The sequence below is a fragment of the Pseudomonas bohemica genome (assembly GCF_002934685.1).
GTDB lineage: Bacteria > Pseudomonadota > Gammaproteobacteria > Pseudomonadales > Pseudomonadaceae > Aquipseudomonas > Aquipseudomonas bohemica.
The window spans coordinates 18,357-41,193 of the sequence record NZ_NKHL01000120.1 but is presented as its reverse complement, the minus strand read 5'-3'; the positions used below and the strand labels follow the sequence as shown (position 1 = coordinate 41,193).

The window sequence follows — 22,837 nt, the reverse complement described above, 5'->3', positions numbered from 1 at the left end:
CCCTCACCGTTGGGCACTCTGTCTTCGCAATCGAAAATACTTGCAACCAATTTTTCACAACTTGGGTCGACATCGAAAGGCCAATGCGATGATCGCAGGCGCCGACACGAGATTTGCCCATGATCGGAATCATTGTCCCCGCGCATAACGAACAATACTTTCTGGATGATTGCATCAAGTCGCTTGTCGCCGCCGCAAGCCACGAGGAGCTTGGGGGCGAGGCGGTAGAGATCCTGATCATGCTCGATGACTGCAGCGACAATTCGGCGGCCGTCGCCCAGGCCCACGGTGTGTACACCCTGGCTTGTGGCTACCGCAACGTCGGCATGACTCGCGCGGCCGGAGCGCAGCTAATGCTCGAACGAGGTGCTCGGTGGCTGGCGTTCACCGACGCCGACAGCGTGGTGCCCTACGCCTGGCTGGCCGAGCAAATGTCGGCCAAGGCCGATGCGGTGTGCGGGATCGTGCAAGTCAAGGATTGGTCCGAGCATCCGGAGCAGGTGCGGCAGCGTTATGACGCGCTCTATCGACCGGTCGATGATCATCGCCATGTCCACGGCGCCAATCTGGGCGTGTCTTCCAGTGCTTATCTGCGAGCCGGCGGATTCAAGGCGCTGGCAGCGCATGAAGATGTGCATCTGGTTGAAGACCTGCAACGTACCGGCGCGCACATTGTCTGGACGGCACGCAACAGTGTGACCACCAGCGCGCGCAAGCATTTCCGCTGCAAGGAAGGTTTCGGTGATTATCTAAATTCGCTGGCGACTCGAACGTTATTAGGCTAACCCTTACCACGCGGAAAGCCCCGAATGCTTCATTCGGCAACTCAGACTGCTCGTTCAGCAGCTCCTAACTCGGCGGGACCGCAATCGATGCAACCGATCAAACACCGGGCCGATCCCGGCGACGATGCGCTGGGCGGAGGCATGCCCAGCGCCAGTGTCGCCATGCCAAAGTCCGGCAACTGGTTCAAGCGTCTGCTGGCATTCACCGGCCCCGGCTACATGGTCGCGGTGGGCTACATGGACCCTGGCAACTGGGCGACGGACCTGGCCGGAGGGTCGCAGTTCGGTTACTTGCTGCTGTCGGTCATTCTGTTTTCCAACCTGATGGCAATCGTATTGCAGGCGCTGTCTGCGCGATTGGGCATCGCCACTGGCTGGGATCTGGCGCGCGCCTGCCGTGAGCGCTACAGCCGCCCGGTGTGCATCGCGCTGTGGCTGGTCTGTGAGATCGCGATCATCGCCTGCGACCTGGCGGAAGTGATCGGTACGGCCATTGCGCTGAACTTGCTGTTCGGCATCCCTCTGGTGTGGGGCGCGGTGATCTCGGCGATTGACGTGTTTCTGATTTTCCTGCTGATGGGCAGGGGTTTCCGGGCACTTGAGGCGTTCGTGATCGCGTTGCTGCTGATCATCTTCGGCTGCTTCGCGATCCAGATGGTGCTGGCGCGGCCAGACATGGCAGAGCTATTCGCCGGTTTCATCCCCAGGGCGGAAATCGTCACCAACCCCGCCGCCCTGTACCTGGCGATCGGGATCATCGGCGCGACCGTGATGCCGCATAACCTGTATCTGCACTCCTCCATCGTGCAGACCCGGGCCTACCCGCGCACCGAGGAAGGCCGCCGAATCGGCCTGCGCTGGTCCGTCACGGACAGCACCATCGCCCTGACCCTGGCGCTGTTCGTCAACGCGGCGATTCTGATCACCGCCGCCACGGTCTTTCACAAGGCGGGCAAGACCGACGTAGTGGAAATCGAACAGGCCTACCATCTGCTGTCACCCATGCTCGGGGTAGGCATCGCTTCGGCGCTGTTCGCCGTTGCCCTGCTGGCCTCAGGTATCAACTCTACAGTGACCGCGACCCTCGCCGGGCAGATCGTCATGGAAGGCTTCCTGAAAATGAAGCTGCCAGGCTGGGTACGGCGTCTACTGACGCGCGGGCTGGCGATCGTCCCGGTGATTGTCGTCACCAGTATTTATGGCGCACAGGGCACGGCGAAGCTGCTGGTTCTGAGTCAAGTGATCCTGTCGATGCAATTGCCCTTCGCCATCGTGCCGCTGGTGCGTTTCGTCTCCGACCGCAAACTGATGGGCAATCTGGTCACCGGGCCGGTGCTGACGACGCTGGCCTGGTCGATCGCGCTGCTGATCATCGGTCTGAATCTGGTATTGCTGATGGGGATGTTCGGGGATTGACCGGTGCCGCGGCCGGCGCCACATAGCGCATGGCCAGGATGGTCGTCGAGTCACGACATACCCTTGCACTTCGCTGTGCGGCAGAACCGATCTTGCGCGAGCGGTACCAGTCCACTGGGAAAGGCTTCCCAGGGCGTCGATCCGGGCTCAAGCCCGACCACTCCGGTCAAACGCCGATCATTGCGACCGGCGCTCGCGTTGATCTCAATGACTGTCGCCGTGGTCGTGGCTCATGTCCATGCTGTCCGTCATCGAACGCGCCGGAGCGCTGACCTGCACGGTCTCGCGCACGCCCTGGTCATTTTCAATGGTCAGGGTCAGCGGCACCTGATCACCTTCCTTGATCTGCCCCACCAGCCCCATGAGCATCACATGGTAGCCATCAGGGTCCAGCGACACAGCCTTGCCGCCAGGCAGTGGCACCGAGTCAACCCGGCCCATGCGCATGACGTCGTTATTCATGCTCATTTCGTGCACCTGCACGTCTTTGGCAACAGGTGACGCGACGCTCAACAGCTTGCTGTCGACGTCGGCCGTGATGCGCATGAACGCACCTGACGACGGCTGGCCCGGTACGGTGGTACGCACCCAGGCATTTTCGACTTTGGTCTGGGCCATCGCCGACAAACTGATGCTCGCCAGCAGCGCAGCGGTTAAGACCCGGCGCAGCGCGAAACGTGGGACAGCAGCGGAAAACAGCGTGTTCATCAGCAGACCTCCATGACAGTGAGCAGATCTTGCGCGCATTGCTTGGCGGAAAGCGATGGCGACAACCCAAGGCGCAGGTTGCCGCGTGAATCGAACACGAAGCTGGTGGCGGTGTGCGACAGGGTATAGGTGTCGCCGATCGGCTCTTTTTCATAGAACACACCAAATTCTTTGGCCACGTGTTGCGTCTGCTCCAGCGTGCCGCGCAGGGCGACAAAGCTTGGATCGAACTGCTTGACGTAGGCGTCGAGGATTTGCGGCGTATCGCGCTCGGGGTCGACGGTGATGAAGATCACTTGAAGCGTTTTGCCGTCCTCGCCCATGATTTTCTTGATTTGAGCGGCGCGAGCCAGCGCCGTCGGGCAGACCGACGGGCACTGGGTAAATCCGAAGAACACCATTGGCATCAGGCCGCGATAACTGGACAGGGTCTTCACCTCGCCCTGGGTATCGGTGAGCTTGAAGGTACGGCCCATGATCTTGTTGCTCAGATCCTTGCCGTATTTGAAATTCAGTGCCGTAGTCGAACCATCGCAGCCGGCGAGCAGGCCAAGGCCGACGATGCCCATACCGGTGACCAGCTGACGGCGAGTCAGTAAATCATTCATGTGACGAACTCTCTGAAGCGACCAGCGTTGGCGCCGGCCTTTTATCGTTCTTGAAGCTGCCCTGACGGGCGCTCTTAGGACGACGCTGAACAGTACACGCGCGCACCCCGGATTCAGGGTGCCTGGGGTGACAGTTCGGGCAGGCGGTGTCGGGGTGGTTTGCACAGGAGGTAGTCGGAGCGAGGGATGCGTCTGCGCTGGCTGCGCGCCATCCAGCTCAAGCCGATGAAGAACACCAGCGCCAGCGTGAGGCTGCCAGCGAAGGCGCAATCGGCCATGGACAGTTTCATCAACTGGGCATGCTCGCCCATCTGCGCCATGTCCGGGAGCCCGGACAGATCGTGATCCGCGCTGCAGTCGACGGCAGGATTCATCTGATTGAACGCCCGCAGCATCTGGCCGTGGCTCAGGCTGCACACAAGGCCACTGAACAGGATGAAGCCATACAACATCCAGGCAATGAGCGATTGATGGGTTCGGACGAATTTCATGGGCGGCGATTCTACAGCGTTAGGCCTCACGACATGGCAAGAGCCCGGACTGCCGGGTGCGACAAAACCGCGCAGCACAGGTGGCTTGGGCCAATAAAAAACCTGAGAGACACAGCCCATAGCTGCACGACTTGCCGACAAAGCGTTCGACTTTCTCTGTCCGGCTCAGATTGTTGGAACCCCCTGCGTCAGCAGCTGCCGAATCAATGGGCAGCCCGCGCACGTCGCGCAGGCTCGGCAACCGGCAGGAGCACTTCAGGCATGGGCCATGATTCACAAGGACTTGACGCGGTTCTGGCGGATTTCGCCCGCCGTCCCAACGCGCCGACCAGCGACGATCGCCTGCGTGACGCCATGAGGCTGTGTATCGAGCGTGGGCTGGATCGTTTGCCACTGCCCGGCAGCGGCGAAACCCTGACCCGCTGGCAGCGGTTGGCGACGGTAGGCGGCATCGATCTTTCACTGCTCAAACTCTATGAAGGCCACACCGATGCCCTGGCGATTCTGCGCGAGCTCGGTTGCGAGCCGTTTGCCGAACCGGGGATCTGGGGCGTATGGGCCGCTGAACCACCCTCGGCGCGGGTGCTGGCCAGCGACAGGCAAGGCGACCAGGTGCGGCTCGACGGACGCAAGGCATGGTGTTCAGGTGCGCAACAGATCGACTACGCGCTGATCACCGTCTGGGGTGGCAAGGATCAGCAGCATGACCAGCCTCAGTTGGTCGCAGTACGCCTCGATCAGCCCGGTGTCACCATCGATGCACAAGCCTGGCAGGCCGTGGGGATGGCCCACACCGCCAGCGTGGATCTGCATTTCGACAATGCCGTGGGCCTGTGCATCGGCGAGAGCGGCGCGTACTTGTCCCGCCCCGGTTTCTGGCAGGGCGGCGGGGGAATCGCCGCGGCCTGGTACGGCGCGGCCACCTCGCTGGCACGCTCACTCCATCAGCAGCGTCAGCAGGGTCGCCCCGATGAACATGCCGATGCACATTTGGGCGCGGTGGACGCCGCTCTTTATGGGGCATCGGCCGCGTTAAGGGACTGCGCGTACTGGATCGACGCCCATCCCCGGGAGGATGCACGGCTAGCGGTGCAGCGCGTGCGGGCGCAGGTGGAAATGGCTGTCGAGCAGATCTGCCGCCACGTCGGACGAGCGTTGGGAGCGACGCCTTTCTGCCGAGACCCGCAGTTCGCCCGGCTCGCAGTGGACTTGCCGGTTTTCATCCGCCAGAGCCATGCCGAACGCGATCTCGCGCAACTCGGGCAGCTGTTGACCCGTCGCGGCACGGAGGATTGGTCGCTATGACTCAACAGTTGCCTTTCGGCGTTCAAGGCACGCCCTTGAGCGAATGGCAAAGCAGCACGGCGTTGCGCGGTGTGCAGTCGATTACGCTGGATGCGCTGGTGCCATCGGGCTCGCGCTTGATCGTGCTCGCCCCACACCCGGACGACGAAGTGCTGGCCTGCGGCGGCATGCTGGCAGCGATGGCAGAGCGGCAGGAAGATATTCAACTCATATCGGTGACCGATGGCGAAGGCAGTCATCCGGGCTCGTCGCAATGGCCGCAATCGCGACTGCGTCCGCAACGCCGCTTGGAGAGCGAATACGCCATTGCCCAACTGGGGCTTGAATTGTCACGCTTCAGTTGGCAGCGATTGGAGATGATCGACGGCCAGGTCGCCGAGCGCGCCGAATCCTTGATTGCACTGCTCAGCGAAGACCTGCGCCCCAGTGACGTGCTGCTCAGCACCTGGCGTCATGACGGTCACTGCGATCACGAGGCGGTCGGTCACTGTGCCGCCCAGGCTGCCGCCAATACAGGAGCGACCTTACTGGAAATGCCGGTGTGGGCCTGGCACTGGGCCGAGCCCAATGACCCGCGCATTCCGTGGGATCGGGCGCGCAAGCTGCTGCTTACCGATGAGCAACTGTTACGTAAACGCAAGGCGATCACCTCCCACGCCAGCCAGCTGCAAACCGACACCAGCACCGGCGCTGCGCCGGTGCTCGACGCCACTACGCTGGAGCGCCTGCTGCAGCCTTTCGAACTGGTATTTCTGTGAGCCTTCCTGCCGATTATTTCGATGAACTGTTCGCTGACAGCGACGACCCGTGGGCCTTTCGCGCCCGCTGGTACGAACAACGCAAGCGCGACCTGACCCTCGCCGCCCTGCCCCGTCAGCGCTATGCCCGTGTGTTCGAACCCGGTTGTGCCAATGGCGAATTGAGTTTGCGCCTGGCAGAGCGCTGCGATGAGTTGCTGTGCATGGACATGAGCGCGAGGGCCGTGGCGCTGGCGCGCAAACGGTTGAATCAGTTTCCTCGGGCGACGGTTGTCGAAGGTTGTTTGCCGCAGGATTGGCCTGAAGCCCAGTTCGATCTGATCGTGGTCAGTGAATGGGCTTACTACCTGGAGCCTGCGCTGTTCGTTCAGGTGGTCGAACGTATCGCAGCCAGCCTCTCTCCGGATGGCGCGGTACTGGCCTGTCACTGGCTGCACCCCATCGAAGGCGCTCCTATGCTGGGGCGAGAGGCACACGCATTGCTTGCCGAGCATTTGCAGCTCCAGCCAGTGGTCCGGCATGAGGAGCCGGATTTTATGTTGCAGATATGGAGCAAACAGCCGGGGAGCTTTGATCTGGACGAGCAGGTTCGCTGAGGTGCCTTGACGATCGCCCTGCAGCTCGGCTTGCCGGCAGCGGCGCCGTTGACGACCTACAGGGTTTCGGGCCTCAACCTGAACGCTGCTGCACAAACAATCGCGCTTGCCGCGTCATCTGGTCCAGCTGTCTATCGCGCTGTTTTTCCGCGTCTGTCATGGCGCGTTTGCCGTGTTGCTTGAGCAGATAGGCGTGGATTTGTCTCACTTGCACCGAGTTGTAGATAGGTGCGATGTCGAGTACTGCGAGCAGCCCTTCGGTCTGGTGGTCGCGGCTGTTCATCAGCACTTGCGGGCCACGGGCGTCGTGGATCTGGAAGCCCATCGCTTCGAAGTACGGCACTTTGTTCACGAAGCAGGCGAGTTCGGCGTGGGGGTAGCGTTCGAGCATCTTTTGCAGCATGGCGCGGGCGATGCCGCGGCGTCGTTGGTCGGTTTTGACGGCCATGTAGGCGACAGAGCAGGCCTCGGGGTCGCCTTGCACGGGAAGATAGAGCAGGAAGCCTGAGACGATGGATGGATCCTGGTCGTTCAGGCGATGATGAGCTCCACCGGGAAGCCGCGCGAGCCGTTCATGGCCTGGAGGTATTGGTGGACTTCGTGGCCGACGCCATATTGGTAGAGGGGATATAGGGGGTTGCTGGGGGCGATGGCGACCATACTGATGTCGGTGATGTAGTCGACCACCATTTGCATGATTTGGCTGTCGATGGATTCGGGTGGGGTGTTTTCAAGGCGGGTGATGGTGAACATGATGGGGCTCTGGCGAGGGGCTGGCTTGGGCATCATAACCGTTCTTGGTGGCATCCCGAGCCTGCGTGCCTTGGCGCTACGTTTTATGCGTATGTCCGTTATATCGATGTGCTCCTGCTTTGGCCTGCGCCCACGTCGCGTTCAGCGGTGTCTGGCCTGTCGCCCAGGACGAGCGACGGCAAACGGCAGGGCTACTGACGCGATCCTCTGTAGCAACCGGACTGCGACAAGGAATTCTGCTACACGCAAGATTCCTGTATGCCCCAGGACCTGTAGGAGACGTCGGAGGTTGCGACGGCAACGGACGCGGAGGATCGGGCAGCCTATCTGCAACTGACCCATCGCCTTCGCTGCCGTCCTGGCCTTCATCGCCATTTCCGCCTCATCAGAACGAAAGCTGCTCCGGCGCCACGTCCAGAATCTTCGCCAATCTCACCACCGTCACGCCAACGCCAAGGTGCCGTAACGAGGGTTGCACCAGCACGCAGTTATCGTGGGGGGTGACGATTGAGGTTGGGCCGTCATGGGCGATCGCTGTCCCGGCTTTTTCGATTACCTCCAGGCCGCGGAAGTCTTCGACAAAGCTGAAATCCATGCTGCGCGCGACCACCGGGCTGGTGACCTCGAGAAAGCGCTGAGGCATTGGAGCTTCATCGCTTATGAACTCCGCAACGTCGTCAGGCAACACGGCCCCGGTGGTCACCAGAAAGCGTGCGGCGGTGTCCAGCGCCACTTCGCGGCTGCGTGTTGAAAAGTGCTGGCCGGTTTCGATCAGCAAGGCGTTTTTCGCGCTGGCAGGGTCGTTGAACCCCTGGTAATCACGCAGGCGCCGCCCATTGGCATGTCCCGCATCCACCACGACGGTCTGCGGCACGCCCAGGGTCGCGGCGAAATCCAGGCCTTTGCGTTGCGCGCCGCACATCATCACGGGGGGCGCTTCTTCGTGCATGGAGTGGATGTCCAGCAGCAGGTCGACGGTCTCGATCACGGGCCGCAACTGCCGCGCCCGGCGCAGTTCGACGGAATCCTGATCGCCGTCCAGCTTGTCCGCCAGCCAAACGCGGTTCATGTCTTCGTCCAGATAACGGGTGGCGTCGATGTCCTGCGGATCGAAACGGTGATAAGCCTCGACATTGCCAAACGCCAGGGTCAGGCGGCCGCGGAGCGGACGCAGTTCGCGCTTGAGAAAGGCATCCACAGTGATCGCGCCGCTGACTTCGTTGCCGTGGGTCAGGGCCATGATCATCACGTGAGGACCGGCCACTCCGCTGTCGAACGTATGGACGTAATCGACGCCATCGGTGCCCTCCTTCCAGCGCTGGATATCGGGAAATTCCACTTCGATCGGGTAGGGTTTCAGGGAAGCGCGGACTTGCTCCAGGGTCTTCATTTCAGTCTCCAACAGACAATGGCATACGCACACCGGGACCTGTCTTTACGGGTTCGGCAGCACTTGGTTCGTTGACGGGAAAGATAGAGTTCAGATCAGGCCGGCTTGCTGTGACGCATGCGTCGCCCAAGGACGATCACCGCGATGACGCTGACCAGCGAGGTGGCGACCACGTAGAAGCTTGGGGCAAGTTTGCTGCCGGTGGCATCGATCATCCAGGTCACGATCAGCGGCGCGAAACCGCCGAACAGGGTGACCGAAAAGTTGTAGCTCAACGCCAGGCCGGTGCCGCGAATGCTGGTCGGGAAGATATCGGCGAGCATCGCGGGAATCGGCCCCAGGGAGGCTGCGATCAGCACGCCCACCACGGCCTGAACCATCAGCAACGTCGAGACGCTGGGGAAGTGGTTGAGCCAGACGAACATCGGGTAGGACGACAACCCGGTAATGAGCAACGCCACGGTCAGCACGCGAAAACGGCCGTAGCGGTCAGACAGGCTGCCGAACACCGGCGCCATGATCATCAGGGTGATGCCGGTCACCAGCGCGCCGAGGTACGACGAGGTAGCGGCGATCTGCAGTTGCTTGAGCGCGTAAGTCGGCATGTACAGCTTGTGCACGTAGTTGAACGCTGTCGCTCCGGCCACCACGCCAATGGCCAGCAACAGGCTGACGTGGCCCTTGATCAGCACATCGCGCAGCGGGGTTTTCGGTTCGGTCCTGACCGCGACTTTCTGGAAATCCGGGGTCTCGTCGATCTGACTGCGAATGTAAAAGCCCACCGGGCCGATCAACAGACCGACACCAAACGCCACGCGCCAGCCCCATTCGCTCAGCTGCACATCGCTGAGCAGGTAGCTGAGCAAGGCACTGACACCGGCCGCCAATACCGTTGCCAAGCCTTGAGTCGACAGCTGCCAACTGGCAAAGAACCCGCGACGGCCGGCGTCGGCGTGCTCGACCATGAAGGCCGTCGCCGCGCCGAACTCACCTCCCGTGGAGAACCCCTGGAGCATACGCGCAACCACGATCAGCAGCGGCGCCGCCAACCCGATCTGCTGGTACGACGGGGTGAAGGTGATCAACGCGGTGCCGACCAGCATGATCAGGATCGACAGGGTCAGCGAGGCTTTGCGCCCGGCCCGGTCGGCATATGAGCCGAGCACGATGGCCCCCAGCGGACGCATCAGAAACGAGATGCCGAACGAGCCGACGGCCAATAGCAGCGAGGTGGTTTCGTTGTCCGAAGGGAAGAACAGTTTGCCGATGACCACAGCGAAATAGCCGTAGATCAACAGGTCGTAGAACTCCAGCGCGTTGCCGAAACTGGCGGCGACGATCTCTTTCCACGGTCCTCGCCGGTCAGTGGACGAGGCTGCGCTCACGGTTGAAGAATGAGTGGTCATGAAGGATGGCTTCCGGGTCTGTTTCACAGTTGGCGATCACGTCCACGAGGCACAGGGCACCCGGCGAACTGGACGGCAGTCATTGTTATTGGCTGAAAACAACCGGACACCGATCGAAGATCTACGCCTTCGTGAGTGCCCGGCCCGACGCCACGGTGTAACAGACGCAGCGATTGGACAATTGCTGATTGGGCACAAGCTTGAGCTTATTTGGCACGGGCTTTTGTGGCAGGGATCGGGAGCAGGTAATGGGTCGCAGGTTTTTTCAGAGCGCACGAGAAAAGTGCATCACCCCTGGGAGCCCACGGGTGACGCCAACCCCTCCCAAATCCGCATCACCCGCTCGCTCCGGTTGGCACGCAGGCGATGCAGCGAGATATCGAACCCGATCTGCATTTGCGGACCGCCGGCGATCAGCAACTGTCCTGACGCCAGCGCCTCCTTGACCACCATCTGCGGCAGCCACGCCAACCCGCTGCCGCGTTTGGCCATCTCCAGAATCGCTTCGTACGAGTCGGCCTGATAGATCATGCGCAAAGCCAAACGTTGCGGCACCCGAGCCAGATGCTGAGCCAGCACGCCGCGCAGCGACAGGGTCGGCGAGAAACCCAGCCACGGAATGCTCGACGCATCGCTGTCGGCGTCGATCGAGAACATCGGCCGCCCCTGCGCGTCCGGCGCGCTTACCGGGAGCAATTGTTCCTGAGCCAGGACCCGCGAATCGAAACGCTCGCTGTCGATCAGGATGCGGGTCAGAGGACTGGAGAAAATCAGCTGCAGGTCGACTTCTCCCGCTGTCAGTTTGACGATCGCCTCCTGCGCCCCACCCGTGACCAGCGATACCGGAAACGCCCCAAAGCGCTCACGCAGCGACTGATACCAGTCCGGAAAAAACACGCTGGCCAAGGTTCGGCCCGTGGCGATGCGCAGCGGTTGGTCGCGGTTGATGCCAATGTTCTGGAATTGCGCCCGGGCCGCCAGCAGCAACTCCATCGACTGGCTCGCGGCGTCGAGAAACAAAAGGCCGGCGGGGGTCAACGACAACGGCTGCTTGCGCTCCACCAAGGGCGCGCCGACCCAGTCCTCCAGCGCTCGGATACGCCGTCCGAATGCCGGATGCGTCACGCAACGATTCTCCGCCGCCCGCGACAGACTGCGGGTGCGCGCCAGTTCGATGAAGTCTTCCAGCCATTCCAGTTGCATCGGTTGTCCTGTCCAGTGTCGTGACCTGATGCGGGCATTTGCGCATATGCGTCGGCGCTTGTCATGGGGCATCGGCCACTTGACAGGCCAATCGACATCACGGTGATCGCTACCCGGCTCACTTGCAGAAAAACGTCAATCGCTGAGGATGTCTCCCCTGCTCTGTAGCAGTCCGCCTTGCCGGGACAGCGATGGTCCGATCGCTACCGCCGGCAAGCCGGACGCCTACAGATGTCGGCCTCAGCTATCGAACTCAGCCGTTGAATAACGCCGCCACATAATCGACGAACACTCGGGCCTTGGCGCTGGTCAATCGCCCGGCGGGAAACACGGCCCAGAGGTCGATCGGCGGCAATGCCCAGTCGTCCAGCACGGTGACGACTTCACCGCTGGCCAGTTCCGGGGCGAACATCCATTCCGAGGCCATCGCCAGCCCCAGGTTGGCGCGCACCGCGGCTCTGATGCCCTCCGCTGCGGAGACCCGAAGGCGCCCTTGCACCGAGACGCTGAACATGTGTTGGCCTTTGCTCATTTCCCAGAGGTCGCCACCGATACCGCGGTCGTAGATCACGGCCTGATGAGCCGCCAGGTCCCGGGGATGCGCTGGAATCCCGTGGCACTCGAAATACGCTGGCGTGCCGATGATTCGGCGTTTGCCCTGGGCGATCTTTTTCGCCGTCATCGAGGAGTCTGCAAGCGCGCCCATGCGCAACGAGACGTCGATGCCCTCTTCCACCAGGTCGACGCTGCGATCATCGAGAATCACCTCGATGTTCAGTTGCGGATGTTGTTTGAGCAGCGGTCCCAGGTACGGCACCACATGCAGGCTGGCAAAGGTCACGGCGGCGCTGACCCGCAAGCGCCCGGTGAAGCCCGAACCTGCGCCGCGCACGGCTGCGTCGGCCTCGTTGGCTTGATCGATCGCGCGCCTGGCGGCTTCGAAATAGGTCTGCCCGGCTTCCGTTGGCGTCAAGCCGCGCGTGGTGCGTAACAACAGCCGGGTGCCGAGGGCATCCTCCAGTGCAGCGATGGATTTGGACACCGCCGGTTGGCCGACGCCCAGACGCCTGGCGGCGGCGGAGAAAGACCCGGTTTCCACGGCACAGATAAAGGTTTCCATCGCGGCCAGACGGTCCATCAGCGCTCCTCGTTTGTCCTCAGTCAACGCGCAGCATCGCCGATCGGCGCCGCCGCTGCAAAACCGGTAAAACGCACAATGCCGCCAAACGGGTTGGCGGCATTGGGTAGCCGGTACTGTAGTGCGCTCGCTCAGCGGCGAATATCAGCCGCGCAAAGTAGGCAGAAGCTCAGTTGGATCCGGGCGCTGCGTGTAATCCGGGTTGACCTCGGCGTACTTGATCAGACCGTCCTGACCGATCACGAAGCGTGCTGGCATGGGCAGGACCCAGGCCGGATCGTCATTGAACGCCGGCAGGTCGTTGCCGAAACCCTTGTACAGGTCGATCAGGTAATCCGGCAGCTTGAAGCGCAAACCGAATGCCTCGGCGACCCGGCTTTTTTCATCGCTGAGGATCGGGAACGTCAACGCGTTCTGACGAACCGATTTGCGGCTGTTGGCTTTGACCTGCGGCGAGATCGCCACCAGATTCGCACCGAGTTCACGATACTGCGCCAGCGTGGCTTCCAGTGCCTGCAACTCCATGTTGCAGTAAGGGCACCAGACACCCCGGTAGAAGCTGATGACCAATGGGCCTTTGCTCAACAGGTCCGCTGACGAAACCGGGTTGCCGTCCGGGTCGTCGAGGGTGAAGACCGGTGCCTTGTCACCCACCTTTAGCGCACGTTGCGCCTGGCCGGATGCAATCAATTGCTCTGTGGCGCGCTTCATGATGGCATGCACTTGAGGGGGTGCATTGTAAGGCGGTTTGCCGGCAACGAAGTCGGCTTTGAAAGCGTCGAGGCGGGCTTGCAGCGTCATGACGGTATTCCTTGTGGGGGATGAATGAAGTGACGAGGTCATGCTCTCAATCCAAGCCACGCCCCGGTAGGCAGCGCCGGGCGATAACATTCATGCCGTCGGGGAATATCGCCAGGCAGCCTGTTGCATCGTTCCTCGAGGGCCGGGCGGCGGTCATCCTGCAGGAGCGGGTTTGCACTCGCTCCCACGAAGCACGCGTCGTTGCGACCACCTGCGTTTCTACCAGCGATACGTCGCACTCGCCTGCACCGTCCGTTGCGAGCCGTACCAGCACCATGCGTATGAGTAGCACGAGGCGACGTATTCCTTGTTCGCCAGGTTGGTCGCGGTGATGGCCAGACGCAGGTTGTCGTTGAGCGAGTTGATGTGCGGGATGTCGTAGTGCACCGCCGCGTCGAACAGGGTGTAGCCTGGCACTTTCAGGGTATTGAAGGCATCTTCCGAGGAACTGACATAGCGCGCGCCGCCACCCACGCCAAAGCCGCGCAGCGGGCCTTCATGGAAGCTGTAGTCGGCCCAGGCCGAGGCGGTGTGACGTGGAACGCCATAGCTGGTGGTGCCCTTCTCGTCGGCGGAGACTGTCGCGCCGGTCGCAGGGTCCGGGTTGTACAGTACGGTGCTGTTGGACTTGGTGACCCGATTGTCCAGATAGGCATAGCTGGCGGTGACGTCGAAGTTGTCGTTCAGGCTCGCCTTGCCTTCCAGTTCAAAGCCACGGGAGCGCACCTCGCCGCTCTGGGTCTGGCAGGTGCCGGAGCCACAGATGTGGGTCGGATCGGAGTCCAGCGTCAGCACGTTGCTTTGGATCAGGTCGAACACCGCCGCGGTGATGAAGCTGTTGCTCCCCGGCGGTTGATACTTGATGCCCACTTCATACTGCTTGCCCTCGGTCGGCTTGAACACCGAGCCGCCGAAACCGGTGCCGGACTGCGGCTCGAACGATTCCGAATAGCTGACATACGGCGAGATGCCGTTATCGAACAGGTAGACCAGGCCCAGGCGTCCGGTGAAAGCTTCGCTGTCCAGCGAGGTCTTGCTCTTGGTCCGGTTGTTGAGGTTCAGCGTGCTGCTGTGGTTGGTCGCCCAATCGTAGCGCCCGCCCATCAGCAGCACCCATTTGTCCCACTTCATCTGCTCTTGCAGATAGAGGCCTTTCTGCTGGTTACGCTGGGTACCGTCGGTGGTGTACGCCGGGGTCTGCAGTTTGCCGGTGTAGACCGGATCGAAGATGTCCAGCGTCGGCCCCGAACCATAGCCGGTCCTGGTGTCAGTGGTGGTGTTCTGGTAGTCGGCGCCGAACAGCACGGTGTGTTGCACAGGACCGGTATCGAATCTGGCCTGTGCCTGGTTATCCAGGGTGTAGGCGTCAAGATCGACGTCGGAGGCGATGGTGTAACGAGGGATGGTGCGATAGTCCGGGCGCAGGCCGTCACTGCCGTTATAGAGGCTGGCATAAGTGCCTTCGCTGCGCAGGTAGCGGGCGTTCTGGCGGAAGGTCCACACATCGTTGAAATGATGCTCGAACAGGTAGCCGACCGAGTAATAGTCGCGGTCGCTTTTCTCGATACGCTTGTCGCCGTCGTAGAAATCGACATCGATGTGCCGCCCGATCGGGCTGTGCAACACTGAGCCGAATGCAGGCACCGAACCGTAGGATGCGCCTTTGGGGTCCTGCTGGAAATGCCCGAGCAGGGTCAGCGAGGTGTCTTCGTCCGGGCGCCAGGTGAAGGCGGTGGAGATGGACTGACGACGGCTTTCGGTGTGTTCGATCTGGCCGTCTTCATCGTCGTACAGCCCCGAGAGGCGATAAGCATATTTACCGTCGTCGTCGATCGGGCCACTGACATCGAAAGTCGTGCGCTTCTTGGCGAAGGTACCGTACTCGACCCCGATCTCGTGGAACGGCGTATCGGTCGGACGCTTGCTGACCATGTTGATCACACCGCTGGGGCTGGCTTGGCCATACAGCACCGAAGATGGCCCGCGCAGGACCTCCACGCGTTCCAGGTCGAACGCGTCTTTTTGCGGCTGAGCGTCGCGGCTGCTCGGCACGCGCAAGCCGTCGAGGTAGGTGGCCGGGGAAAAACCGCGAATGGTCAACATGTCCAGACGCGAGGCGGTCGAGCCGCGGGTTTCCGGGACCACGGCGGCGGTATAACGCAGGATCTGGGTCAGGCTCTCTGCGCCTTGGGCGCGCATCTGGTCTTTGGTGACCACGGAAATCGACTGCGGGGTCTCGGCCAGCGAGGTGTCGGTCTTGGTCGCGGTCAGGCTGCGGTTGGCAACGAAGCCAGTAACCGGGCCGGTCGGGCTTTCACTCTGATACGCGCCGTCGATGCTGGTGGCGGACAACTCCAGCGCACCGTCGGCCACCACCGGAGCGGGTTCGATGCGGTAGCGGCTGGAGGAAATCGCCAGCGCTTGCAAACCGCTGCCGCCTAGCAGCTGTACCAAGGCGTCGGCCGCGCTGAACTGGCCATTCACGCCCGCCGTCTGCTTGCCTTGGGTCAGTGCGGGGTCGAACGCCAGGGACAGACTGGCCTGCTCGGCGAAGGTGTTCAGTGCCTGCCCCAAATCGCCCGCCGGGACCGAAAACCGGATCACCGCGCTGGCAGCGTTATTGGAAGAAGACGGCTCGACGGCCTGTGCCGATACGGCGGCGCAGGCCATCAGTACAGCGAAGGCCAGAGGGTGCAGCGGACTGACAGCGCGTGACATGGATGTTCCTGTTAAAAGGGGGGCTTACTAACCATGACGCGCAGGTTTGGAAATCGGGCAAGGGATGAGAGTGAGTTTCATTAAAAAGGTTAGGCCGGGGGGGGGTTAAGCCTGTGATGAGTTGGGGCAAATGCCCAGCTGTAGGAACGAAGTATCGTGGCGGTCGATCTGCTCAGCGCCGCTTCACCACCACCCACAGATCGGTAAACCGCTCGATCCTGATCGGCAGGTTATCCGCCAGAGTCGCCAGCGCGGCATCGGTGTCATCGAGGCGGAACAGGCCGGACACCCGAAGCCCCTGCAACGCTTGCTCATCGAATTCCAGAAAGCCACGACGATTGCCAGCCAGGGTCTGCAGCACCTCGCTCAATGGCCGGTCATTAACCTTGAGCACGCCGCGGGTCCAGGCGGTCGGGTCGTCATTGCCGATCGGCTGCGGCGGTTGCACGCGACCGTCCTTGAGCGTGGTCTTCTCCCCTGCCTTGACCTTTACCACGTCCGAGTTTCCAGACTGGGTCGCGACCACCGACTCAATGACGGTCACCACGGTCGATCCATCCTCGGCACGCTTGACCAGATAACGCGTACCCAGGGCAGTCGCCGTGCCTTGAGGGGTGCGAACCACGAATGGCCGCTGCGCGTCCTTGGCGACCACCACCCACATCTCGCCTTCCAGCAACTCGACCGTACGCTGCGTTCCATCGAACCTGACGTCCAGCGCCGAGTGGCTATTGAGCTGAACCTGGCTGCCATCGGCCAGCTGAAATTCGCGGCGCTCCCCTGCCCCAGTGCGCTGATCGGCGAACCAGATCGGCAGACGATCCATACCGGCCCACCCACACACCAGTACGCCGAGCAGGGCAAGGGTTTGCACAGTACGGGCGGCAAATGGGGATCTGGAGCGAGAGAAGGCGCGATTCAGGGCGATGCGCGCGGGCGCTGAGGAAACTTCGTCGAGGCTGCTCCACAATGCACGCATGCGTTCCATCGCCATCAGGTGTCTGGCGTCCCGCTGGCACCAGGCCTCGAACGCCCGACGATCCTCATCGCGGACTGGTTCATCGTTGAGCAGGGTCAGCCACTCTGCCGCTTCGTGAATCATCCGCTCCGAAGGCTGCGGCCTTTGATTGGCGGCGCCGCCCAAGCTACGTGTCAAGACATGGCATCCGTACCGTGCAACGCCTTATAGCAATGCACCAACGCGCTGGTGATGTAGTTCTTCACGGTGCCGGCAGAAACCTCAAGCTGCGTCGCGATCTCGTTATAGGTCAGGCCATCCAGACGGCTGAGCAGGAACGCCTCACGCACCTTGGCGGGCAAGCCGGCAAGCATGTCGGCGATCTTTTCCAATGCCTGCAGCGCGGTATGAATGGCCTCGGGGCCCGGCATGCCGGCATCACTGGCGTGGATCGCCAAGGCTGCGAGGTAAGCATCCTCGATTCGGCGGCGCCGGGCGCTGTCGATCATCAGGCGCCCGGCGGTGGTTGCCAGAAAAGCGCGAGGCTCTTTGATGTTCTGGGGTTCGGCGAGGGTCAGGACACGAATGAAGGCGTCATGGGCCAGGTCGGCCGCCCGCTGGGAACACCCGAGTTTTTTGCGCAGCCAGTTATGCAACCACGAATGATGGTCGCTGTAGAGGTCAGTCAGGTGCTGCTGGCGACTTGAAAGGTCGTGCCGGGCGCCGGAAAAGTCAGGCATGCGCAAATGGTTCTCAAACGGGAATAATTACCACTGGCCGGCAAGATGCCAGCAAAGCGGTTGCAGAGCAAGCCAGGATGGACGTTGCTCGTCAGACACCTTTTCGTTTGGGCCTAGCAAAAACCTGCCACTGGACTGCAACCTCCGGGAATTCTTCGGCTCAGACTATTTCGATACCGACAAAATCGCGCATCATGGCCGCAGTCAGCTCAAGGGAGATCTTCATGCGCTTCACATCATTCACTCGTCTGGCCGCCTTTTCATGGCTGCTGATGACGACCGGGACGGCGCTGGCCAGCGAAGAAACGCAGTTGATCGAGTCCATCAATACCTATCGCAGCCAGGCGCAGCCCTGCGCCAACGTGGTGTCTCAGGAACTCCCTCCCCTGAACACCGACCCTCGCCTGAACCTGCCAGCCAGTGGCACCGTGGACCTGCAACCGATGCTGTCCCGCGCCTCGTACCCAATGGTCTCGGTGCAGGCGATCAGCCTGTCCGGCCCTCGAGATGCACAATCGGCAATGAAGGCGATTCAGGAGAGTTTCTGCCAGGTGGTGCTCGATCCCCAGTTCGTCGACGTGGGCGTGAGCCGCAATGACCGTGATTGGCGCATCGTGCTGGCGCGGCCTCTGCTGACCGGCGGGCTGGGCAACTCCCAGGCCGAGGGCCAGAAAATACTTGGCCTGGTCAACGCCGCCCGCAGCGCACCCCACCAATGCGGAGATCAACCCTACGGCCCCGCCTCGCCGCTGGGCTGGAACGACAACCTTGCGACCGCCGCCGAGGGACACACCCGTTCGATGGCCAATAACAACTATTTCGATCACAAGGGACGCAACGGCGGCACGCCGGGCGACCGCGCGGAACTGGCGGGTTATATCGGTCAGCAAATCGGGGAAAACATCGCCGCAGGCCAAGACAGCGCGCGCAAGGTGGTCGAAGGCTGGCTGGCGAGCCCTGGGCACTGCGCCAACATCATGAACCCCGCGTTTCGGGAAATGGGTGCTGCGTATGCGGTGGACCCGAAAAGCGATGCAGGGATTTACTGGACGGCACTGTTCGGGGTGCAGCAGTAGAGCGATTTCACGGCACTCCACCGCGATGCAGCAGTCTCTTTACCCACACCCTATTCGTCCTGGAGACACCATGATCACTGTCCACCACCTCAACAATTCACGCTCGCAGCGTATCCTCTGGCTGCTCGAAGAGCTTGGCGTGCCGTATGAGATCAAACGGTACGAGCGCGACCCGAAAACCAATCTTGCGCCGCCTGAGCTGAAGGCCATCAATCCGCTGGGCAAATCGCCAGTTATCGAAGACGGTCCCCATGTACTGATCGAGTCCGGTGCCATCGTCGACTACATCATCCGCCGCCATGGCGACGGTCGTCTGCAGCCGGACCCCGCAACAGCGACCTACGACGAATACGCGCAATGGCTGCACTTTGCCGAAGGCTCGGCCATCCTGCCCCTGATGCTCAATCTTTACGTCGGCCGGCTTGGCGAGGCTGGCGCGCCGCTGCATTCACGCATCGAGTCCGAGCTTGGCAACTACCTCGGCTATTTAAACAATGCCCTCGGGTTGACGCCTTATTTGCTCGGCGATGAGCTCAGTGGCGCGGATATTCAAATGAGCTTCATCGGCGAATTCGCCAAGGCGCAGGGCAAGTTGCAGCCTTACCCCAACCTGGAAGCGTGGGTGGAGAGATTCCAGGCCAGGCCGGCGTATCGCAAGGCTGTGGAAAAAGGCGGCGAATATAAATTCGCGAAATGAGTGCAGGATGCGTTGCCCGTCGTTGGCGAAGACCGCGCTGACCGGGCCTATAGGGCCTTCGGGCCTTGGGTGCAGACGCGATAGCCCTCGCATCAAACCCGCCCCCGATCAACGCCGTTTCTGACCCGTACGATGTCCGCCAGTACCGCCAGCGCTATTTCGGCTGGCGTCTTGCTGCCCAGCGCCAGACCGATAGGTGCATGAATCCGCCCCAGCGTCGCAGCGTCCATTCCGGCGATACGATGCAGGCGCTCCATGCGCTTTTCGCTGGTTTTCTGCGACCCCATCACTCCGATGTAAAACGCCGGACTGCGTACCGCTTCCATCATGGTCAGATCGTCCAGTCGCGGATCATGGGTCAGCGCCACCACTGCAGTGCCGTAATGGCACCCTCCTTCGGCGATGTATCGGGCGGGCAGAATCGGCTCCAGCCGCACATTGTCCACCCGCACATCCCGCTGAAATTCCTCCCGTGGCTCGCAGATGATCACCTCGAAATCCAGCGCCACCGCGAACTGCGCGCAGAACAGCGCAACGCTGGAAACTCCAGCGATGATCAAGCGCTGCGCCGCGCCAAATCGTACCCGCAAACACTCGCCACAGCGCTCGACCCGAGGCCCTTGCTGGTTATCCTCCAGCAGTTGCGGATGGGCGAACGGCAATTGCCACTGCCGCACCAGCCGCCCTTTGCCCAACAGCGCCGATTCCAGTCGACGCAGGTGATCAAGGTTGTGCGCATCGGCTACAAGCCGCTCGACCAGCACCTCGAGCACGCCGCCACAGGGCAGACGCACTTGCGTTGCATCACTGCCATCACCGTAGCGCACCAGGGCAATGGGCTCGGCGAATCCTCCCGCTGCGACTCGCTGCAAAAAATCGTCCTCGATGCAGCCGCCGGACAGTGAACCGCAACTCGTTCCGTCAGCCCTGGCTGCGAGCAACGCACCAGGCGGGCGCGGCGATGAGCCAAAACTGGCGACGACAGTGCACAACCAGACCGGTTGTCCCGAGGAAAGCCAGACGATGGCCTGTTGAATCACTTGAAGATCGAGCGACTGCAAGACGTTTCACTCCTTTCATGAAGTGTCTTCTACATGAAAGGCAAAAACGGTGCCAGCGTTTGGTGCGGCTCTGTCGTGACCGGCTGATTGATGACGCTGACAGATACACCTCACAGCACCGCTCATTCCGGAAACCTCGTTGACAACCGCCTTGCGCTCATCAAGTCTTGCCCAACCGCAGATGTCAGGAGCACACGATGGCAAGCAAAGAAGAAATCGCAGCGTTTATCGCCGACCAGTTTCCGCAGACCCGGATCGTCGTCGAGCAGGTGGGCGATCAGCGGGCGACGATTTCGCAGGTAGTCGATCACTCGGACTTGCGACCCGGCGGAACCGTGTCCGGGCCGACGTTGATGGCGGTGGCCGATGTCGCACTGTATGTCGCCGTGCTGGGGGTGATCGGCATCGTACCGCTGACCGTCACCACCAGCCTGACGATCAATTTCCTGCGCAAACCTGAAGCGGGGCGCCGGATTATCGCCGAATGTCAGCTGATGAAAGTCGGCAAGACCCTGGCCATCGGCGAGGTGTCGCTCTACTCCGAAGGCTTGTCCGAGGCGGTGGCCCATGTGGTGGGGACCTACGCCATTCCCCCGCAACATTTGCGTTGAACATGGCAGCGTTGAACACGACGACCCGTACCTGAATCTTCTGTAACACTCAAAACCGGACAGCGTCCGAAAGCTGCGGGCCGTTCAACTACCCTGAACGTCGCTACCCCACAACTTCAATGGAACGCTTATGAAACCTTATCTCTGGCTCGGCCTTCTAGGCACGCTCTCCCTTGGCGCTCTTTGTGCAACCGCGCAGGCAGACTCGCTTCAGGTCCCGATCAATCTGGTCAGCGCCGAAAGCGCGCCCCAGCCCATTGGCCAGATCACCATCAGTGAAACCGCCTACGGCCTGCTCTTCACCCCGAAACTAACCTCGCTGCCCGCAGGCGTGCACGGCTTCCACGTGCATGAACACGGCAGCTGCGACGTCGGCACCAAGGACGGCAAGAAAGGCGCGGCACTGGCCGCTGGCGGGCACTTCGATCCAGCCAGCACCGGCAAGCACCTGGGCCCCTACGCCGACGGCCACCTGGGCGATCTGCCTGCCATTTACGTGACCGCCAAGGGCGAAGCCGATTACCCGGTGCTCGCCCCGCGCCTGAAAAAGATCTCCGAGATCAAAGGCCATGCGCTGATGATTCATGCTGGCGGCGATAATCACGCCGACATGCCGATGCCCCTGGGCGGTGGCGGTGATCGCGTGGCGTGCGGGGTGATCTGACTGCCGCTGTTTGAAACGCAACCGGTGATGCCTGCTTTGGCACCACCGGGGGTGTGTATGGACCGATGAAGGCAAATCAGCGCTATCGACCCATCAGCCCCACAACGTGCGACCAAAAAACGTCAGCGCGCGGTCCCATGCCAGTTGCGCCCAGACCGGGTCGTATTGGGTGCCGGCGATGCGCCCATGACCGACAGCGGTTTCGTTGGTGAACGCGTGGTGCGCCAGATAGCGGTGGAACTCGATATCCACCCCGCCTTCGCCGAGTTTTTCTTCGAGTTTGTCGACGTTCTCGATCGGGAAAAACTCGTCCTGGGTCGCCCAGTGCGCCTGAACCGGAACCTTGATCGCCTTGGGATCGAGGTACTCCAGCGGCGGCATGCCGTAAAACACCACGCCTGCCGACAGCTCCGCAATGAAGTTCAGCGCTAGCAACGTCAGCGCCCCGCCCATACAGAAGCCGGTGACACCGACATGTTGCGCGTGACCCTTGAGGTATTGCACTGCGCCGCGAATGTCCTGTGTCGCCGCATCGCCGAAGTCGAGTTTGCTCATCAGGTGATGGGCTTCCTCTTCTTCGACAGTCGCCTCGCCGCGATACAGGTCGGGCACCAGCGCCAGGTAACCCGCCGCGGCCAGACGATCCGCTACGCCGCGAATCTGGTCGTTGAGCCCCCACCACTCCTGAATCACCACAATCGCCGGCGCACCTTCGGCCTTCTCCGGGCTCGCCAGATAACCGTTGACCTCTTTGCCGTCGGGGCGTTTGTAAGTGATGGTTTTGCCTGCCGCCGAGTGTGCTTTTGATTGCGTCACATTAATCTCCCAAGCATTTGAAGAAGCAGTTTTGTGCTGGCCCGCGCGCTGCCCGAACAGGCTGGACTGACTGTTCTACGACACTTGAACGGTGCTGAAAAGGGCCAGACATCGACAATGACCTGAAAAACGCCACCA

22 protein-coding genes and 1 pseudogene are annotated in these 22,837 nt (G+C 61.7%); 9 read left to right on the top strand and 14 right to left on the bottom strand.

Features of this window, described 5'->3' with window-relative positions:
* The first annotated feature begins 119 nt into the window (after window positions 1-119).
* Both CE491_RS25810 and CE491_RS25805 read left to right on the top strand, forming a co-directional pair.
* Window positions 120-785 (top strand): glycosyltransferase, encoded by a 666-nt coding sequence (locus CE491_RS25810; RefSeq protein WP_110951170.1) that lies wholly within the window; start codon window positions 120-122, stop codon window positions 783-785.
* Window positions 786-926: 141 nt separating this feature from the next.
* Complete coding sequence (locus tag CE491_RS25805; RefSeq protein ID WP_199885270.1) at window positions 927-2,201, top strand: Nramp family divalent metal transporter; 1,275 nt, start codon at window positions 927-929, stop codon at window positions 2,199-2,201.
* A gap of 204 nt (window positions 2,202-2,405) precedes the next feature.
* Here the strand turns inward: CE491_RS25805 and CE491_RS25800 are convergent, their stop codons facing one another.
* From CE491_RS25800 to CE491_RS25790, 3 genes are all read right to left on the bottom strand, one after another.
* On the bottom strand, window positions 2,406-2,909 hold the full coding sequence (locus CE491_RS25800) for a copper chaperone PCu(A)C (RefSeq protein ID WP_110951168.1): 504 nt from the start codon (window positions 2,907-2,909) through the stop codon (window positions 2,406-2,408).
* On the bottom strand, window positions 2,909-3,517 hold the full coding sequence (locus CE491_RS25795) for an SCO family protein (protein WP_110951167.1): 609 nt from the start codon (window positions 3,515-3,517) through the stop codon (window positions 2,909-2,911). Before CE491_RS25795 ends, CE491_RS25800 begins: the two co-directional genes overlap by 1 nt.
* A 113-nt stretch (window positions 3,518-3,630) precedes the next feature.
* A complete protein-coding gene (locus CE491_RS25790) occupies window positions 3,631-4,008 on the bottom strand; it encodes a DUF2946 domain-containing protein (protein WP_110951166.1) in 378 nt (125 codons plus the stop codon).
* A gap of 261 nt (window positions 4,009-4,269) precedes the next feature.
* Here CE491_RS25790 and CE491_RS25785 point away from each other — a divergent pair, with 261 nt between their 5' ends.
* Genes CE491_RS25785 through CE491_RS25775 form a run of 3 tightly spaced genes read left to right on the top strand, consistent with a single transcriptional unit; the run spans window position 4,270 to window position 6,667 of the window.
* A complete protein-coding gene (locus CE491_RS25785) occupies window positions 4,270-5,313 on the top strand; it encodes an acyl-CoA dehydrogenase family protein (protein ID WP_110951165.1) in 1,044 nt (347 codons plus the stop codon).
* Complete coding sequence (locus CE491_RS25780) at window positions 5,310-6,071, top strand: PIG-L deacetylase family protein (RefSeq protein ID WP_110951164.1); 762 nt, start codon at window positions 5,310-5,312, stop codon at window positions 6,069-6,071. The genes CE491_RS25785 and CE491_RS25780 overlap by 4 nt, the downstream gene beginning before the upstream one ends.
* A complete protein-coding gene (locus CE491_RS25775; protein WP_110951163.1) occupies window positions 6,068-6,667 on the top strand; it encodes a class I SAM-dependent DNA methyltransferase in 600 nt (199 codons plus the stop codon). Before CE491_RS25780 ends, CE491_RS25775 begins: the two co-directional genes overlap by 4 nt.
* A gap of 73 nt (window positions 6,668-6,740) precedes the next feature.
* Here CE491_RS25775 and CE491_RS25770 read toward each other — a convergent pair.
* From CE491_RS25770 to CE491_RS25725, 9 genes and pseudogenes are all read right to left on the bottom strand, one after another.
* A pseudogene (locus CE491_RS25770) lies at window positions 6,741-7,420 on the bottom strand (GNAT family N-acetyltransferase).
* A 385-nt stretch (window positions 7,421-7,805) separates the two neighbouring features.
* Entirely contained in the window at window positions 7,806-8,810 is a 1,005-nt protein-coding gene (locus tag CE491_RS25760) for a M14 family metallopeptidase (protein WP_110951161.1), read from the bottom strand.
* Between the two features lie 95 nt (window positions 8,811-8,905).
* On the bottom strand, window positions 8,906-10,216 hold the full coding sequence (locus CE491_RS25755; protein WP_110951160.1) for an MFS transporter: 1,311 nt from the start codon (window positions 10,214-10,216) through the stop codon (window positions 8,906-8,908).
* Window positions 10,217-10,504: 288 nt separating this feature from the next.
* Window positions 10,505-11,419, bottom strand: coding sequence for a LysR family transcriptional regulator (locus CE491_RS25750; protein ID WP_110951159.1), 915 nt, complete (start codon window positions 11,417-11,419; stop codon window positions 10,505-10,507).
* 253 nt (window positions 11,420-11,672) lie between these two features.
* Window positions 11,673-12,557, bottom strand: a complete 885-nt coding sequence (locus tag CE491_RS25745; RefSeq protein ID WP_110951158.1) for a LysR family transcriptional regulator — start codon at window positions 12,555-12,557, stop codon at window positions 11,673-11,675.
* A 144-nt stretch (window positions 12,558-12,701) separates the two neighbouring features.
* On the bottom strand, window positions 12,702-13,358 hold the full coding sequence (locus CE491_RS25740; protein WP_110951157.1) for a peroxiredoxin-like family protein: 657 nt from the start codon (window positions 13,356-13,358) through the stop codon (window positions 12,702-12,704).
* Between the two features lie 219 nt (window positions 13,359-13,577).
* Window positions 13,578-16,076, bottom strand: coding sequence for a TonB-dependent siderophore receptor (locus CE491_RS25735; protein ID WP_110951156.1), 2,499 nt, complete (start codon window positions 16,074-16,076; stop codon window positions 13,578-13,580).
* 172 nt (window positions 16,077-16,248) lie between these two features.
* Window positions 16,249-17,178: a FecR family protein gene (locus CE491_RS25730; RefSeq protein ID WP_110951155.1), complete on the bottom strand. Its 930-nt coding sequence runs from the start codon at window positions 17,176-17,178 to the stop codon at window positions 16,249-16,251.
* Window positions 17,179-17,228: 50 nt separating this feature from the next.
* Window positions 17,229-17,774 (bottom strand): sigma-70 family RNA polymerase sigma factor, encoded by a 546-nt coding sequence (locus CE491_RS25725; RefSeq protein ID WP_110951154.1) that lies wholly within the window; start codon window positions 17,772-17,774, stop codon window positions 17,229-17,231.
* 224 nt (window positions 17,775-17,998) lie between these two features.
* Here CE491_RS25725 and CE491_RS25720 point away from each other — a divergent pair, with 224 nt between their 5' ends.
* Window positions 17,999-18,850, top strand: coding sequence for a CAP domain-containing protein (locus tag CE491_RS25720; protein ID WP_110951153.1), 852 nt, complete (start codon window positions 17,999-18,001; stop codon window positions 18,848-18,850).
* Window positions 18,851-18,920: 70 nt separating this feature from the next.
* Window positions 18,921-19,547, top strand: coding sequence for a glutathione S-transferase family protein (locus tag CE491_RS25715; protein WP_110951152.1), 627 nt, complete (start codon window positions 18,921-18,923; stop codon window positions 19,545-19,547).
* Window positions 19,548-19,639: 92 nt separating this feature from the next.
* On the opposite strand, the gene CE491_RS25710 is transcribed toward CE491_RS25715, so the two are convergent.
* Window positions 19,640-20,608: an XdhC family protein gene (locus CE491_RS25710; protein WP_110951151.1), complete on the bottom strand. Its 969-nt coding sequence runs from the start codon at window positions 20,606-20,608 to the stop codon at window positions 19,640-19,642.
* A gap of 197 nt (window positions 20,609-20,805) precedes the next feature.
* Here CE491_RS25710 and CE491_RS25705 point away from each other — a divergent pair, with 197 nt between their 5' ends.
* The gene (locus tag CE491_RS25705; RefSeq protein ID WP_110951150.1) at window positions 20,806-21,219 is read left to right on the top strand and encodes a PaaI family thioesterase; all 414 of its coding nucleotides are present in this window, start codon (window positions 20,806-20,808) and stop codon (window positions 21,217-21,219) included.
* 130 nt (window positions 21,220-21,349) lie between these two features.
* A complete protein-coding gene (gene sodC / locus CE491_RS25700; protein WP_110951149.1) occupies window positions 21,350-21,883 on the top strand; it encodes a superoxide dismutase family protein in 534 nt (177 codons plus the stop codon).
* Window positions 21,884-21,976: 93 nt separating this feature from the next.
* On the opposite strand, the gene CE491_RS25695 is transcribed toward sodC, so the two are convergent.
* Complete coding sequence (locus CE491_RS25695) at window positions 21,977-22,699, bottom strand: dienelactone hydrolase family protein (RefSeq protein ID WP_110951148.1); 723 nt, start codon at window positions 22,697-22,699, stop codon at window positions 21,977-21,979.
* Window positions 22,700-22,837 lie beyond the last annotated feature (138 nt).

Excerpts from the sequence above, each read along its gene's own strand:
- CE491_RS25810 (WP_110951170.1), top strand. The coding sequence starts at position 120 with ATGATCGGAATCATTGTCCCCGCGCATAACGAACAATACTTTCTGGAT.
- CE491_RS25805 (WP_199885270.1), top strand. The coding sequence starts at position 927 with ATGCCCAGCGCCAGTGTCGCCATGCCAAAGTCCGGCAACTGGTTCAAG.
- CE491_RS25800 (WP_110951168.1), bottom strand. The coding sequence starts at position 2,909 with ATGAACACGCTGTTTTCCGCTGCTGTCCCACGTTTCGCGCTGCGCCGG.
- CE491_RS25795 (WP_110951167.1), bottom strand. The coding sequence starts at position 3,517 with ATGAATGATTTACTGACTCGCCGTCAGCTGGTCACCGGTATGGGCATC.
- CE491_RS25790 (WP_110951166.1), bottom strand. The coding sequence starts at position 4,008 with ATGAAATTCGTCCGAACCCATCAATCGCTCATTGCCTGGATGTTGTAT.
- CE491_RS25785 (WP_110951165.1), top strand. The coding sequence starts at position 4,270 with ATGGGCCATGATTCACAAGGACTTGACGCGGTTCTGGCGGATTTCGCC.
- CE491_RS25780 (WP_110951164.1), top strand. The coding sequence starts at position 5,310 with ATGACTCAACAGTTGCCTTTCGGCGTTCAAGGCACGCCCTTGAGCGAA.
- CE491_RS25760 (WP_110951161.1), bottom strand. The coding sequence starts at position 8,810 with ATGAAGACCCTGGAGCAAGTCCGCGCTTCCCTGAAACCCTACCCGATC.
- CE491_RS25755 (WP_110951160.1), bottom strand. The coding sequence starts at position 10,216 with ATGACCACTCATTCTTCAACCGTGAGCGCAGCCTCGTCCACTGACCGG.
- CE491_RS25750 (WP_110951159.1), bottom strand. The coding sequence starts at position 11,419 with ATGCAACTGGAATGGCTGGAAGACTTCATCGAACTGGCGCGCACCCGC.
- CE491_RS25745 (WP_110951158.1), bottom strand. The coding sequence starts at position 12,557 with ATGGACCGTCTGGCCGCGATGGAAACCTTTATCTGTGCCGTGGAAACC.
- CE491_RS25740 (WP_110951157.1), bottom strand. The coding sequence starts at position 13,358 with ATGACGCTGCAAGCCCGCCTCGACGCTTTCAAAGCCGACTTCGTTGCC.
- CE491_RS25735 (WP_110951156.1), bottom strand. The coding sequence starts at position 16,076 with ATGTCACGCGCTGTCAGTCCGCTGCACCCTCTGGCCTTCGCTGTACTG.
- CE491_RS25730 (WP_110951155.1), bottom strand. The coding sequence starts at position 17,178 with ATGATTCACGAAGCGGCAGAGTGGCTGACCCTGCTCAACGATGAACCA.
- CE491_RS25725 (WP_110951154.1), bottom strand. The coding sequence starts at position 17,774 with ATGCCTGACTTTTCCGGCGCCCGGCACGACCTTTCAAGTCGCCAGCAG.
- CE491_RS25720 (WP_110951153.1), top strand. The coding sequence starts at position 17,999 with ATGCGCTTCACATCATTCACTCGTCTGGCCGCCTTTTCATGGCTGCTG.
- CE491_RS25715 (WP_110951152.1), top strand. The coding sequence starts at position 18,921 with ATGATCACTGTCCACCACCTCAACAATTCACGCTCGCAGCGTATCCTC.
- CE491_RS25705 (WP_110951150.1), top strand. The coding sequence starts at position 20,806 with ATGGCAAGCAAAGAAGAAATCGCAGCGTTTATCGCCGACCAGTTTCCG.
- sodC (WP_110951149.1), top strand. The coding sequence starts at position 21,350 with ATGAAACCTTATCTCTGGCTCGGCCTTCTAGGCACGCTCTCCCTTGGC.